General features: G+C 72.0%; 14 protein-coding genes and 1 tRNA gene. 9 read left to right on the top strand and 6 right to left on the bottom strand.

Annotated features, from left to right (window positions below):
* Positions 1-134: 134 nt before the first annotated feature.
* Both NCC78_RS03310 and NCC78_RS03305 read left to right on the top strand, forming a co-directional pair.
* Complete coding sequence (locus tag NCC78_RS03310) at positions 135-575, top strand: hypothetical protein (RefSeq protein ID WP_250791669.1); 441 nt, start codon at positions 135-137, stop codon at positions 573-575.
* Positions 576-623: 48 nt separating this feature from the next.
* Positions 624-1,229, top strand: a complete 606-nt coding sequence (locus NCC78_RS03305; RefSeq protein WP_250791668.1) for a hypothetical protein — start codon at positions 624-626, stop codon at positions 1,227-1,229.
* 651 nt (positions 1,230-1,880) lie between these two features.
* Here the strand turns inward: NCC78_RS03305 and NCC78_RS03300 are convergent.
* Positions 1,881-1,957: transfer RNA gene (locus tag NCC78_RS03300), tRNA-Pro, on the bottom strand.
* Between the two features lie 201 nt (positions 1,958-2,158).
* The gene (locus NCC78_RS03295; protein WP_250791667.1) at positions 2,159-3,052 is read right to left on the bottom strand and encodes a metallophosphoesterase; all 894 of its coding nucleotides are present in this window, start codon (positions 3,050-3,052) and stop codon (positions 2,159-2,161) included.
* Positions 3,053-3,077: 25 nt separating this feature from the next.
* On the opposite strand from NCC78_RS03295, the gene NCC78_RS03290 reads away from it, so the two are divergent.
* Positions 3,078-3,533 (top strand): GatB/YqeY domain-containing protein, encoded by a 456-nt coding sequence (locus tag NCC78_RS03290; RefSeq protein WP_250791666.1) that lies wholly within the window; start codon positions 3,078-3,080, stop codon positions 3,531-3,533.
* 81 nt (positions 3,534-3,614) lie between these two features.
* Here NCC78_RS03290 and NCC78_RS03285 read toward each other — a convergent pair whose 3' ends face one another.
* Positions 3,615-6,056: a penicillin-binding protein gene (locus tag NCC78_RS03285; RefSeq protein WP_250791665.1), complete on the bottom strand. Its 2,442-nt coding sequence runs from the start codon at positions 6,054-6,056 to the stop codon at positions 3,615-3,617.
* A gap of 404 nt (positions 6,057-6,460) precedes the next feature.
* On the opposite strand from NCC78_RS03285, the gene NCC78_RS03280 reads away from it, so the two are divergent.
* Positions 6,461-6,781, top strand: coding sequence for a WhiB family transcriptional regulator (locus tag NCC78_RS03280; RefSeq protein WP_250791664.1), 321 nt, complete (start codon positions 6,461-6,463; stop codon positions 6,779-6,781).
* A 7-nt stretch (positions 6,782-6,788) separates the two neighbouring features.
* Here NCC78_RS03280 and bagB read toward each other — a convergent pair whose 3' ends face one another.
* The 3 genes from bagB to NCC78_RS03265 are packed head-to-tail and all read right to left on the bottom strand — an operon-like array spanning position 6,789 to position 9,613.
* Complete coding sequence (bagB, locus tag NCC78_RS03275) at positions 6,789-7,940, bottom strand: ArsA family ATPase (RefSeq protein ID WP_250791663.1); 1,152 nt, start codon at positions 7,938-7,940, stop codon at positions 6,789-6,791.
* Between the two features lie 54 nt (positions 7,941-7,994).
* On the bottom strand, positions 7,995-8,972 hold the full coding sequence (bagA, locus tag NCC78_RS03270; protein WP_250791662.1) for an ATPase BagA: 978 nt from the start codon (positions 8,970-8,972) through the stop codon (positions 7,995-7,997).
* A 26-nt stretch (positions 8,973-8,998) separates the two neighbouring features.
* Positions 8,999-9,613 carry an Rv0361 family membrane protein gene (locus NCC78_RS03265; protein WP_250791661.1) on the bottom strand — a complete coding sequence of 205 codons (615 nt, stop codon included), beginning with the start codon at positions 9,611-9,613 and terminating at the stop codon, positions 8,999-9,001.
* A 312-nt stretch (positions 9,614-9,925) separates the two neighbouring features.
* Between NCC78_RS03265 and NCC78_RS03260 the strand changes: the two genes are divergently transcribed.
* From NCC78_RS03260 to NCC78_RS03240, 5 genes are all read left to right on the top strand, one after another.
* Positions 9,926-10,411 (top strand): hypothetical protein, encoded by a 486-nt coding sequence (locus NCC78_RS03260; protein ID WP_250791697.1) that lies wholly within the window; start codon positions 9,926-9,928, stop codon positions 10,409-10,411.
* A 44-nt stretch (positions 10,412-10,455) separates the two neighbouring features.
* Positions 10,456-10,611, top strand: coding sequence for a Sp36 family protein (gene sp36, locus NCC78_RS03255; protein ID WP_013736319.1), 156 nt, complete (start codon positions 10,456-10,458; stop codon positions 10,609-10,611).
* A complete protein-coding gene (locus NCC78_RS03250; protein ID WP_250791660.1) occupies positions 10,608-11,069 on the top strand; it encodes a RidA family protein in 462 nt (153 codons plus the stop codon). The genes sp36 and NCC78_RS03250 overlap by 4 nt, the downstream gene beginning before the upstream one ends.
* A gap of 121 nt (positions 11,070-11,190) precedes the next feature.
* A complete protein-coding gene (locus NCC78_RS03245; protein ID WP_250791659.1) occupies positions 11,191-12,027 on the top strand; it encodes an MBL fold metallo-hydrolase in 837 nt (278 codons plus the stop codon).
* Positions 12,024-14,076, top strand: a 2,053-nt coding sequence (locus tag NCC78_RS03240; RefSeq protein ID WP_250791658.1) for an adenylate/guanylate cyclase domain-containing protein, incomplete at its 3' end; no start/stop codon positions are given. The genes NCC78_RS03245 and NCC78_RS03240, both read left to right, overlap by 4 nt.

The raw sequence follows: 14,076 nt of genomic DNA, 5'->3' as shown, positions 1-14,076 counted from the left end.
AGACCTCTCGTGCCCGCTGGTGACCGCTCGGCCTCGTGGCTACTGGCCCGTGGAGGCCCGTGCGGCAAGTAACAGAGAGGGCAGATGTGTTGCCCAGACCTGGGCCGATACGATCCCGCGCAATGAGACGATCGATGATCGCGTTGGTGAGCGCCGGGGCAGTTGCTCTTGCGGTGGGCGGGTACGCCGTCGGCGCGGCCGGCCATGTTGGCGCAACCAAGCAGTCTGCGATGTGTGAGCAGGCCGAGCAAGAGTTCGCAAGTCGTGCCAGCCAGCTCCGGAAGCAGATGCAGCAGCGTGGGCTCGAAGTGAACGCGCGGGACAACACCCTCGATGAGGCGCAAAGCAAGATTCTCGCCGAGGTCGTGCAGCAGAACCCGACATGCTTTGGCGCGGGGAGGCGCGCGGCGGCAGCGGTGATCAAGCAGCACCCATCCAAGGGGAAGCTGACGCGGCGATCTGCGATCTTCTTGGCATCATGGCCGAGGATTGTTCGGTTGCGGTCGGCTGACAGGAGTCCTTCTGTGCCAGGCGCGCCTCAACTGTCAGCTTGGGCGCCCCCCGGGATCTGGTGATCGCGTGGTTCACTATCGCGCGTGACGTGGCGAAGAACTCGACCGCTGGTGGCGATCACCCTGGCGGTGGTGGCCGTCGTCGCTTGGCGGTGGTGGCACAACCACCCGCCGTACGGTCCGGAAGCGCTGGTAATCGAGTCCTCGCTCAGGTTCGTCAGCTACGAGGAGGCTCAGGCTGCGCTCGGTGAGGAGACGCATGCGCCGTTGGCCTCCGGACGCGACCAGTTGGTGCTCGGCCGGGTTTCCTGGCAGGCCCCGCCCAAGCCACTCGATGGCGGCTATTTCGCGATCTTCCTCATCGACAAGCGCACCAAGCACAAGCCGGGGACGTTCGGCGTGTCTGCGCCAGGGGAGGAGGCCGTCAGCGTCGGTACCGCCGGAGTCGAGAACAAGATCGCCCAGCGCTATCCCTGGCTGGAAGGCGCAGGCTATATCAAAGTCGGGGAGACCGGTGGGCGGACCAACGGCAACAGACTTGGCGTGACCGACGAGAATGCTTCGCCGCTGACGTTCGTCGCGCGCTTCCCGTACCCCGAAAATCCGGGTCGGGAGACGATAGCCACCGCGCCGGTTGCGATGTCGGACCTGCTGTTGTCCCTGGTCTACATGGGCCCCGACGGACAGGTGTACTGGGCGCAGCGGCTCCAAGGCTAGGTAGCGGATCTCCTCGTCGGGCAGTCGCCAGACCGTCCACCTCCCCGGACGGGGACAAGGTGGAGCGCGTCACCAGCCGAACGACATTGGCCCCGTCCGGGGAGGCTGGTAGCCCTTGTGGTGCCCGGCGAGGGGATCCGTGGGCGGCATCTCTGAGGAGGGTCGGGGTTCGGGGCGGAGCCCCGAGGTCTTCTAGGCCCTGGTCGTCCGTCAGCGTGGCCGGCCGGCCCGGCCGATGCCGGCCGGAGGTCGCCAGCAGGCCGGGGCCGGGCCGGCGCGGCCCGCTTGCGGGCCGCCTTGATTCATAAGAGCGGAATTCGGCAGTGTCGTGAGCTCTCACCGACGGTCGAACTCGATGACCGCTAGGTGTTCTGCCCAGTGAGGTTGGGGACGCGGCTGGCTGGTGGGTGGCCGCCGTTCTCGACCCGCACCGGGATGACCACACCACCGCCGCGGTCGGACCGGTACACGCACGCCTTCGAGGCCGACGCGGAGAAGGTCAGGGGACTCGTTTGCTGACTTTCCGCTGACTTTCGGGGCTGACGAGGACGAAAGCGCCGACGAGCCAGCGGCCTGAGCCGATGGGGCAGAGTGTCGAGGGCATAACAAAAAGGCCAGGTGAGAGGTGATCTCACCTGGCCTTTTGGCCTCTGGTCGGGGTGGCCGGATTCGAACCGACGACCTCTTCGTCCCGAACGAAGCGCGCTACCAAGCTGCGCCACACCCCGAGGCGTGCCGACAAATAGTAGCCCACCTCCTCCGAGGGTCAAACTCGGTACCCCCACCGGCTCCGGGCCCGCCGGCGGCCGGCTCGCCCCCGTCACCGAACCCGGAGACGCGCCCGCCGCCTCCGCTGACCATTCAGCCCTCGGCGGCGCGCGCGGCACCCCAACTGACCCACCGTCAGCACGGCACGGTCAAATCGGCGGTCAGCGGGGGATGAGGGTGAGCACGGTCGCCTCCGGCGGGCAGGCGAACCGGACCGGCGCGGTCGGGTGGGTGCCGAGGCCGGCGGAGACGTGCAGCCAGGAGTCCGACCCGGGCCAGCGGTGCAGGCCGCGGGCCATGGACCGGGGCAGGCCGCAGTTGGTCACCAGCGCTCCGACACCGGGCACGCAGACCTGCCCGCCGTGGGTGTGCCCGGCCAGCATCAGCCCGAAGCCGTCGGCGGCCATCTGGTCGAGCACCGGCGGCTCCGGAGAGTGGCTGAGCGCGATCGACAGGTCGGCCGAGGACGACACCGCCCCGGCCACCGACGGGTAGTCGTCCCGCTCGACGTGGGGGTCGTCCACGCCGACCAGCTCGATCAGCCGGCCGCCCGCCTTCAGGGTCGTCCGGGCGTTGTTCAGGTCGGCCCAGCCCGCGCCGCTGAAGACGGTGCGCAGCTCCTCGAAGGGCAGCTGGACGCCCTCGGTGTACTCCCGGTGGGGCAGGAAGTAGGTGAAGGGGTTCTTCCAGACCGGCCCGGTGTAGTCGTTGGAGCCGAAGACGAAGGCTCCCGGGAAGTCGAGCAGCGGCTGCAGGGCGCGCAGCACGCCCGGCACGGCCCCCGGGTGGGCCATGTTGTCCCCGGTGACCACGACGAGGTCGGGGTCGAGCGCGGCCAGCGAGGCCACCCAGCCCTGCTTGCGCCGCTGGTCGGGCATCATGTGCAGATCCGACAGGTGCAGGATGCGCAGCGGTTCGGCGTCGGCCGGCAGCATCGGCACGTCGTACCGCCGCAGGGTGAACATGTTGCGCTCGACGAGCGACGCGTACGCCAGGGTTGCCGCGCCGATCGCGGTGGTTCCGGCCGCGAGCCGGAATAGTGTGCGCTTTCGCATGCCGATCAGGGTAGTTTGACCGTCCATGAGCACGCTGAAGGACCGTCTGACCGTCGACATGCGTACCGCGCTCAAGGCGCGCGACGAGCTGACCACCTCCACCCTGCGGATGGCCCTCGCGGCCGTCGGCACGGCGGAGGTCGCCGGCAAGGCCAAGCGCGAGCTCACCGACGACGAGGTGCTCGCGGTGCTGACCAAGGAGGCGAAGAAGCGCCGGGAGGCCGCCGTCGCCTTCGCCGACGCCGGGCGCGTGGAGCAGGCCGCGAAGGAGACCGCCGAGGGTGAGGTGCTGGAGCGCTACCTGCCGAAGCAGCTCTCCGACGCGGAGCTGGCGGAGCTGGTCTCGGGGGCGCTCGCCGCGGGCGGTTTCACCGGAAAGGCGCAGATGGGCCCGGCCATGAAGGCGGCCCAGGCCGCGGTGGCCGGCCAGGCGGAGGGCGGTCGGGTGGCCGCCGAGGTACGCCGGCAGCTCGGTCTCTGACCGCCGCTTCACCCACCCGCGTACGCGAAACGGGCGGGCACCCCCGCGAGGGGTGCCCGCCCGTGCGTGTGTCGGGCCGGCTCAGCCGCCGGGGCGGCTCGGCGGGCGGCCCGGAGTGGTCGGCCTGCCCTGGGTGCCGGATGTGGTGCCGGTGCCCGTGGCGCCGCCACCGTTGCTGATCTGGATGGTGACCACGCCGCCCTTGATGGTCCGGCCGTCCGGGCTGGTGCCGGCGGCCTTCCCGACGGGGCAGCTCGACGGGACCTTGACGTCGGAGACCACCGCGTCGAAGCCCTCCGCCTTGATCCGGGACTTCGCCTGGTCCACGTCCAGGCACTTCACGTCGGGGATCCGGCGCTGGTCACCCTCGGAGATCTTCTTGCCCGGGGGCTCGAAGTTCTTCCGATCCTTGCCCTGCATCGCGTCGCGCAGCGTCTCGTAGACCGGCGGGTTGATGCCGTCGCGCGGGCTGTGCTTCATCTTCACGTTGGTCTGCGGCCAGTCCGGGTCGGCCATGATGCCGGCCACCGCGTACTGCTTGGTCATCGCGACCAGCGAGGCGGTCTTCTCCGAGTCGGTGGTGCCGGACTTGCCGGCCACCGGCGCTTTGACGATGCCCCTCACCGCGGCGGCGGTGCGGTTGCCGCCGCACCTGCTGGTGGAGGAGTTGTCGCCGACGGGGCAGCGGGCCGCGTCGACGGCGGCGCGGGCCACCTCCTTGGTGACGCGCTGCTCGCAGTTCGGCTTGGCGATGTCGAGCTTCTTGCCCTCCGGGTCCGTGATCTGCTGCACGGGGGTCGGTGCGCAGTACAGGCCGTCCGCCGCCAGGGTGGCGTACGCGTTCGCCAACTCCAGCGGGGTGGTCTGCGAGACGCCGAGGGTGAAGGCGCCCCAGTCGTGCGCCGCCTCCTTGGTGCCGCCCAGCCGGAGGTCCTCGGTCGTGCGGAACTGGATGCCGAGCCGCTTGGCCACGTCCACCACGTTGTCCGCGCCGACCTGCTGTTGCAGCGGCACGAAGTAGGTGTTGATCGACTGGGCGAACGCGCTCCACATGTTCTGCACGCCACCGGCCTTCTTGCCGGAGTTGGTCGGGCAGTAGAAGTGCGTGCCCGGGCAGGCCGCCGGAGAGTTCCTCTGGATGACGTATTCCGACTTGAACTGCTGCGGGGCGTTGATGGTGTAGCTGAGGGGGATGCCCTTCTCCAGGGCGGCCACGATGGTGAAGATCTTGAAGGTGGAGCCGGCCTGGTACCCGGTGATGCCGTCGCCGCCGGTGAGCAGCGGGTTGACGGTGTTCGGGTAGTTGCCGAGCTTGCCCTTCTGACGCTGCTTCGGATCGCTGTGCGCCTTGTTGGCCGGCTTCCTCGGGTCGTCCAGCTTGAACGTGCGGTTCACCGCCAGCGCCCGGACCCGCCCGGTGCCCGGCTCGACGACCGCGACCATGGCGGCTTCCTTGGCGGTCTCCTTCTTGGCCTTGCGCACCGCCTTGTCCGCGCCGCGCTGCGCCTGCGGGTCCAGGGTGGTGATGATCGAGTAGCCGCCGCTCTTGAGCCGCCGCTCCCGGTCGTACGAGGTCGAGCCGAACGTCTCCTGCTGCATCCACCAGCGGTAGAAGTAGTCGCAGAAGAAGCCCCAGCCCTTCTCGTTGGTGTCGACGCAGCCGTTGGGGGTCCGCTTGCCGGTGATCACCAGCTTGGCCGCCTTGGCGGCGTCCGCCTCCTGCCGGGTGGCCGCGCCGATCTCGACCAGGTTCTCGATGACGTAGTCCCGCCGGGCCAGCGCGGCCGCGTAGCCGCTCTTGGTGGTCGGGTCGTTGGTGCTCGGGGCCTTGACCATCCCGGCCAGCATCGCCGCTTCCTCGAGCTTGAGCTTGCTCGGCGGCTTGCTGAAGTAGACCTGGCTGGCGGCGTGGATGCCGTACGCGCCGTTGCCGAAGGCGGCGATGTTCAGGTAGCGCTCCAGGATCTCGTCCTTGGAGAGCTCCTTGTCGATCTGGATGGCGTAGCGCATCTCGCGCAGCTTGCGGGCGCTGGTGTCCTCCGTCGCCGCGACCACGTCGGCCGGGTGGGTCGCCGAGTAGGCGATGGCCAGCCGGACGTACTGCATGGTCAGCGTCGAGGCGCCCTGCTGGCTGGCCGCGCCGGACTGGTTGTTGACGAACGCCCGGGCGATGCCGTTGAGGTCGACCCCGTTGTGCTTGTAGAAGTCGTGGTCCTCGGCGGCGATGATCGCCTTCTGCATGATCGGCGCGATGTCCTTGAGTTTCACGTCGCGACGGTTCTCGTCGAACATCGTCGCCAGCGGCGTCTTGCCGTCGGAGGCGTACAGGTAGCTGATCTGTGGCGCGCGGGCCACCGTCAGCTCCTTCGGCAGCGCGCCGAACGTCTCCGCGCCGGCCTTCGCCGCCAACCCCGACATGGCCACCGCCGGGAAGGCCGCCGCCGCGACCACCACCCCGGCCAGCAGCCCACAGACGAGCAGCGATGCGGCGTTGGTCAGCACATTGTGGTCACGTTTCCGCATCCAGGTCACCTCGACAGGGTACGCGAGTAGGGAACGAGGGGCGCTGGGGCGTTCTTTCCCCATTTCCTGCGCGCGCCGACCTCGTTGTGCTAAACGCACGACCCCCGGTGTGTGGTTGCGTGAACCCGGCGCCGAGTCTCCCTCTTCTGCGAGGGGACCCGCAGCGTTTTCACGGACTCCGGCGGGGTAACCGGCGATCGAGAGCCCGGGAAGCCGGGGTTGTCCGGAATGATGGATTTAGCCGACAACGTTGCGTAATCAGGCGACTACAGAGCATGATGGTGGCGGCGACAGCGCCACATGTCGTCCGTGCCGCCTTGGGGAAGGCCGGCCGGGCGACCGGGGGGAATTGCCGGCTGGTCCGCGACGGGGTCGGTAGGTACTGCAAGGGGGGACGTGTACACATGGGCATGATCACTGACTGGCCGTCGCTGGCGGCGTGTCAGAACGGGGACCCGGACGCGTTGTTCGTACAGGGCGCCGAACAGAACGTGGCCAAGCGGATCTGCCGGAGCTGCCCAGTCCGGTACGAGTGCCTGGCCGACGCGCTGGACAACCGGATCGAGTTCGGTGTGTGGGGCGGCATGACCGAACGCGAACGCCGGGCGCTGCTGCGCCGTCACCCGCAGGTGACGAGCTGGCGCAAGATGTTCGAGGCGGCCATGAAGAAGAACGACAAGGACAAGACCGGCAAGGACAAGATCCTGGTCACCGCGGCCGGCTGACCGCCGGTCACGGTCGGCTGATCGCCGCGCCGATCGTCCGCAGCCCGTCGACGTCGTGCACGTCGGCGGGCTGCGCCGTCACCGACACCGCCGGCACCGCCGGGAAAGCCTCGGTGAACCGAGCCGCCACCTGCTGCTCGCGTACCGCCTGCTGGGCCAGGGCGGCGTGGGCCCGCAGCACGTCGACGGTGCCCTCGTGCCCACCCGCCTCGGCCAGCCGCTCCGCGGCGGCCAGGCTCTCCGCCGCGTCGAGGTCGGACGCCGCCGGGCGGTGCACCCGGTTGACCACCAGGCCGGCCAGCGGCATCTTCTCCTCCCGCAGCCGCCCCGCGAAGTAGGCGGCCTCCCGGACCGCGTCCGGCTCCGGCGCCGCGACCAGCAGGAAGGCCGTCTCCCGCGCCTGCAGGATGCGGTACGTCTGCTCCGCGCGCTGCCGGAAGCCGCCGAACATCGAGTCGAGCGCGGCGACGAAGCCGGAGAGGTCGGTCAGCAGTTGGGCGCCGAGCACCTTCTGCACCACCTTCGAGAACATCCCGAAGCTGGCGGTGACGAGGCTGAACATGCTCCGCCCGCCGGTACGCGCCGGCGCCAGCAGCAGCCGCAGCATCCGTCCGTCGAGGAAGCGGGAGAGCCGGGCCGGGGCGTCGAGGAAATCCAGCGCCGAGCGGGACGGCGGGGTGTCCACCACGATCAGGTCCCACTCGCCCCGGGCGTGCAACTGGCCGAGCTTCTCCATCGCCATGTATTCCTGCGTGCCCGCGAAGGTCGAGCTCATCGCCTGGTAGAAGGGGTTGGCGAAGATTTCCGCCGCCTTCGCCGGATCGGTGTGCTGGAGCACCACATCGTCGAAGGTGCGCTTCATGTCCAGCATCATGGCGTGCAGCTCACCGCCGCTGACCTCGACGTCGATCCCCTTGACCTGGCGGGGGGTGTTGTCCAGCTCGGTCAGCCCGAGCGACTGGGCCAGCCGGCGGGCCGGGTCGATGGTGAGCACCACCGTGCGCCGGCCGTGCTGCTCCGCGGCCCGCAGCGCCAGCGCGGCGGCGGTGGTCGTCTTCCCCACCCCGCCCGCCCCGCAGCACACCACGATCCGCACGCCCGGATCGGCGAGGATCTGGTCGACGTCCAGTTGCGGCGCCGCGTCTTCGGAAGGCACCAATCGAGCGTATCGGGCCCGGTCGGTCCGCGCGCCCGTGCCGAGGGCAGGTGTGAGTCAATCGGCCCCGACGAGAGCCCGGGCGAGCCGGTCCAGGCCGGCCCGGTCCACCCCGTCGGGCAGCAGCGGCAGCTCGGTCAACGGCAGCCCCAACTCCACCAGGTCCCCCCGGAGCGAATCCTCCAGCTCGCGGCGGATCACCTGGTCACGTGCCTCCTCGGCCAGCCCGGCGACGGTCTCCCGGTCCGCCGCCAGCCCGGCGGCGACCAGCCCCCGCTTCAACTCGGCCGCGGTCACCGCCCGGCCCACGGGCAGCGGCGGCCGGGTGCCGTTGACGATCACCCGGCCCACCGGGAAGCCGAGCTGGTTCAGCTCGGCGATCGCGTCGACCGTCTCCTGGACCGGCATCTCCTCAAGCAGGGTGACCACGTGCACGGCGGTGATCGGGGAGCGCAGCAGCGCGGAGACCCCCTCGCTCTGGGTCTTGATCGGGCCGACCTTGGCCAGCCTCGCCGTCTCCGCGGTCACGTTGAGGAAGCGGCCGATCCGCCCGGTCGGCGGGGCGTCCAGCACCACCGCGTCGTACGCGCGCCGCTGGCCGGCGGTGCGGGTGGTCGCCTCCTTCACCTTGCCGGTGAGCAGCACGTCCCGCAGGCCCGGGGCGATGGTGGTGGCGAAGTCGATCGCCCCGAGCTTGCGCAGCGCCCGGCCGGCCGCACCGAGCTTGTAGAACATGTCGAGGTATTCCAGGAGGGCCTCCTCGGCGTCCACCGCCAGGGCCCGCACCTCACCCCCGCCGGGCGCGTCGGCCAGGTGCCGCTCCTCGTACGGCAGCGGCTCGGTGCCGAAGAGCTGGGCGATGCCCTGGCGCCCCTCGACCTCCACCAGCAGCGTCCGCCGGCCGCCGGCGGCCAGCGCCAGGGCCAGCGCCGCCGCCACGCTGGTCTTGCCGGTGCCACCCTTGCCGGTCACCACGTGGAGGCGGGCCGGCCACTCCGTACCGGCCGGGTCGGCCGACCGCTCAGCTGCTCGCACCCGTCGAGCCTATCCACCGGGTGGGCTCAGGCCACCTCGCAGACCCACCAACCGGTCTTCTTCACCACCGTGAACCGCAGATCCTGGTCGGCGACCTTCTCGTCGGCGGTGGTCATGGTGACCTTGGTGGTGACGGTGGCGCGGTCGCCCGTCTGGTTGTCCACCCTCGGGCTGCTCCACCGGAACCGGGGGTTCTGGTAGGCCGAGACGTACTTCTCCACCTCGGCCACCTTCGCGGCGATCTTCTTCTCGTCGCGCGACGAGGAACAGACCAGGCTGGCCGCCCTGGTGGCGTCGCGATCCTTGTAGACGGCGGTGAGGAACGCCTCGACCGCCACCGCGGGCTCCTCGGCGCCCTTGCCGGTCTCCGTGTCGCGCAGCGTCAGGAACGCGACCACGCCGCCGCCCGCGCAGAGCAGCAGGACCACGGCCAGGGCGATCGAGGCGATCAGCACGCCGCGCTTCTTCTTCGGGGCGCCGGGCGCCTGGTACGGCGGGTACCCGGCGGGGGGTGGCGGGATCATCGACGGGTCCTGGGTCGGTGACGCCCCGGGCCCGCCGGCGCCGGGGCCGGGAGCGGCCGGAAGGCCCGGCTGGCCGGCCGGCGAGCCGATCGGGCCACCGCTGGGTGGTTGGGTCATCTCATCCCCCGGGGGTGCGGCGTCGTCGCCTCCCCTGGCGACGAGCGTGATCGAGCTGGAGGCGAGCCCTGAACGCCCGTCCGCCCGGAAGGGTAGCGGTCGATCCGGGCGGCTGCGGGGCGGCGGGGTGGGGGCGGATCGCTTACCAGGCCTGTGTCGCATATGTGACTCCTGGTGACCGGGCGTGCGCGTCCTGTTGGCGGGACTCCGGCCGCGGTCCTACGTTCTCACCGGCGCGGGGGGCCGGTCCCGGGGCGACGTCCCGGGCCGCAAGGCGATGACGTGACCAGGTACAACGCCCGGAGGCAGTGCATGCGCGACGTGGACAACACCCCTCGAGCCCAGTTCCCGGGTGACCGGGTGCGGCGGACCGGGCCCGGCTCCTCCGGTGAGGCCGAGGGTGCGCCCGGTGGCCTGCCCATGAACGAGCGGTCGTACCGCCGGATCGCCGAACCGGTCGAGGTGCTGCGGCCGCTCGGCCGCCCCGGCGAACGCGGCCGGGACGAGGAGGAGCCCGGTTACGTCGTCCACCTGCCGATCCGGGTGGCCGACCTGACGGCGGCCACCGCGCTGGCCGGGACGGTCGCCACGTCGCTGAGCTTCCTGCCCGAACTCGACGCCGGGGAGACGACCGTCTCCACCGCCGACGACCAGAACAACCGGCACCGGGTCTTCTGCGACCTGCTGCTGCCGAACCGGTCCCGCTGCCCCCAGCCGTACGAGCACAGCGGGCCCTGCGGGGAACAGTCGAGCGCCCCGGAGCAGCGTCCCGCGCCCCGGCCGTCCGCCGGACCGTAGGCTGTGCCTCGGAAGAGTCAAGTCACCGAGGGAGCCCTCCACCGATGCAGAAGTGGGAATACGCCACGGTCCCGCTGCTGGTCCACGCGACCAAGCAGATCCTCGACAACTGGGGCGAGGACGGGTGGGAACTCGTCTCCGTGGTTCCCGGACCGAACCCGGAGCAGCTCGTCGCCTACCTGAAGCGGCCGAAGGCATGAGCAACGGCCCGCACGCGAAGCTCGCCGAGCTCGGGTTCGAGCTGCCCGAGGTGGTCCCGCCGGTGGCCAGCTACGTGCCGGCCGTGCAGTCCGGGCAGCACGTGTACGTCTCCGGACAGCTGCCGATCGCCGAGGGGAAGCTGCTCGCCACCGGCAAGGTCGGCGCCGGCGTCTCCGCCGACCAGGCCAAGGACCTGGCCCAGCGGTGCGCGCTCAACGCGCTCGCCGCGGTGGACTCGCTGGTCGGCCTGGAGAACGTCGTCAAGATCGTCAAGCTGACCGGCTTCGTCGCCTCCGCGCCCGGCTTCACCGGGCAGCCCGGCGTCATCAACGGCGCCTCCGACCTGTTCGGCGCCGTCTTCGGTGAGGCCGGCCGGCACGCCCGCTCCGCGGTGGGCGTCGCCGAGCTGCCCCTCGACGCCCCGGTCGAGGTCGAGGTCATCGTCGAGGTCGCCTGACCCGCGTCCGTCTCCCGCGATCTTGCACTTCGCCCCCGGCAAAAGCCGTGAACCGGCACGAACCGGGGGCCGACCGTGCAAGATCGCGGGGAGTGGCGGGCGGGGCCGTACGATCGCAGCCATGACCGGGCACATCACCGCGCCGGCGGCGGCGCTCGCCGACGAGCTCCCGGCCTGGGTAACGCTGCTGCGGGCCCCCAACCCCGGGCCGATGACGCTCGACGGCACCAACACCTGGCTGCTGCGCGTCCCGGGCGCGGAGCACGCGGTCGTCGTCGACCCGGGGCCCGCCGACGAGGAGCATCTGGCCGCGATCGCGGCGCACGGGCCGGTCGGGTTCGTGCTGATCACCCACGGGCACCCGGACCACACCGAGGGCTCGGCCCGCCTGCACGAGCTGCTCGGCGGTGTCCACGTGCTCGCCGCCGACCCGACGCACACCATCGGCGGCGAACCGCTGACCGACCCGGGCGAGCACTTCGGCGGCTTCGGGTTGGAGATCCACCTGCTCCCCACCCCCGGACACACCGCCGACTCCGTCTGTTTCCTGGTGGAGCACGGCGACGAGCGGGTGGTCCTCACCGGCGACACCATCCTGGGGCGCGGCACGACCGTGGTCGCCCATCCCGACGGTCATCTCGGTGACTACCTGACCAGCCTGGAGCTGCTCTCGGCGTACCGCGGGATCCCGGCGCTGCCCGGGCACGGCCCGGCGCTGGCCGACTGCGGCGCCGCCGCCGACTTCTACCTCGCCCACCGCCGGGCCCGGCTCGACCAGGTCCGGACGGCGGTCGCCGAGGGCGCCACCACCGCGCCCGAGGTGGTGGCGAAGGTCTACGCGGACGTCGACCGGTCGCTGTGGTGGGCCGCCGAATGGTCCGTCCGCGCACAGCTGGAACACCTCGGCGTCGACCCCGGGGAATCCGCCACCGGGGTGAGCGGGTTGGAGCAAGCGTGACCTGCCCCGTGTGCGGAACCGTCGCCGTGCCCGGCGCCCGGTTCTGCCACAACTGCGGTGCCGCGCTGCCGGCCGCCGCGACGTTGCCGGCCGCCGAGCGCCGGGTCGTCACCGTGCTCTTCGGCGACCTCTCGGACTTCACCTCCTGGTCGGAGGACCTCGACCCGGAACGGGTCGGCGCGGTCACCGACCGGGTGCTCGCCGCCCTGGCCGGCGCCGTGAAGACCTTCGGCGGGCACGTGGACAAGCTGACCGGCGACGGGATCATGGCGGTCTTCGGCGCGCCCGTGGCGCACGAGGACGACGCCGAGCGGGCCATGCGGGCCGCGCTCTCCATGCAGCGCGCCGTCCGCCGGGTACTCGACGACGAACGCGGCGGCGGCGCACCGCTCGGCCTGCGGGTCGGCCTGAACACCGGCGACGTGATTGCCGGCATCCAGGCCGCCATCGAATACACGGTCATCGGCGACACCGTGAACACCGCCGCCCGGCTGGCCGACGCCGCCGCCGTCGGCGCCGTCTACGCCGGGGCGCGGACCTCCACCGCCACCCGGCACGTCGCCTCGTGGCGGGCGCTGCGCCCGCTGCGGCTCAAGGGCAAGCGCGAGCCGGTCGAGGCGTACGAGCTGCTCGGTCTCCTGGACGCCCCGGGCACCCGGTCCGGCCTCGGTGACGAGGCGCCGTTCGTCGGCCGGGAAACCGAGATCGGGCGGATCGCCGGGCGGCTCGCCGAAGTGATCGACCGGGCCGAGCCCCGGGTGCTGCTGATGACCGCCGAGGCGGGGATCGGCAAGTCCCGGTTCGCCGCCGAGGTGGAACGCCTCGCCGCCGGCTACGACGTGGGCGCCGGCCGGTACGCCGCGCACACCGGCGCCCGGGTGCTCTCCGTCCGCTGCGCCGCCTTCGGCGAGCGACGCCGGCTCGCGCCCCTGGCCGACCTGGTCCGGGCCGCCGTCGGCCTGCCCAACGACGCCGCCACCGCGCTCACCCGCCCCGCCGTCGAGGAGCGGCTGCGCCGGCTCGGCCAGCGGCTCACCCGCTCCGGCGCCGGCCCCGCTCCGGTCGCCACCGACCAGCTGCTCGCCCTGCTCGGATACGCCGAGCTGCCCAGCGGCGGCGCGACCGACCAGGGCGAGTGGGGCACCGCCCACCCCACCGCCGACGCCGACACCGTGCCGAACGCCGTCGCCGACCTGCTCAGCGGCCTCGCCCTGGAGGCGCCCCTGGTGGTCGTCGTCGACGACCTGCACGACGCCACCGGGGAGACCATCCGGGCGCTCGGGGTGACCCTGTCCCGGCTCACCGGTCCGGTGCTGGTGATGCTGCTCGGCCGCCCCGAGCTGGTGCGTACCGCCGGGGCGCTGACCCGGGTCGCGGACGCCGAGGTGCACGCGCTGCCGCCGCTGCGCGGCGCCGACGCGGCCCGGCTGCTCACCAGCTACCTCGGCGGCGGGCGGCTGCCGCAGGCCGACGCCGACCGGCTCCTCGCCACCGCCCAGGGCAACCCGTTCTACCTGGCCGAACTGGTCACCCTGCTGATGGAGCGGGGCGCGCTGACCACCGTCGCGGAGCGGAACGCCACGAACCCGGGCAGCTGGCGGCTGGTGCCCGGCTCGCTCGGCAGTCGGCTGCTCTCCCGCGACCTGGCGGCCGTGCTGGCCGCCCGCATCGACGCGCTGCCGGCCGACGCCCGGTCGGTGCTGCGCGACGCGGCGGTGGTCGGCGACACCGTGCCCGCCGGCACGCTGGAGGCGCTGCGCGAACAGCGGACCGGCCGGGACGGGCGTCCGGCGGCGGTCGTCGCCGTCGAACTCGACCGGGCCGTCGAGGAGCTGCTGCAACGCCGAATGCTGCACCGCACCCGCACCGGGTACGCCTTCGCCACCCCGCTGATGCGCGAGGCCGCGTACGCCGGGGTGAGCAAGGCCGAGCTGGCCGAACGGCACGCCGCGCTGGCCCGTTGGGCCGCGTCCGATCCGGCCAACGGCGCGGGCGCGCCGGGCGGCTTCGCCGAGGTGGCCCGGGACGACTTCGTCGCCGCCCACGTGG

Origin of the sequence: Micromonospora phytophila (genome assembly GCF_023656545.1) — a bacterium.
Taxonomy (GTDB): Bacteria; Actinomycetota; Actinomycetes; order Mycobacteriales; family Micromonosporaceae; genus Micromonospora; species Micromonospora phytophila.
This window is presented reverse-complemented; position numbering and strand designations above follow the sequence as displayed.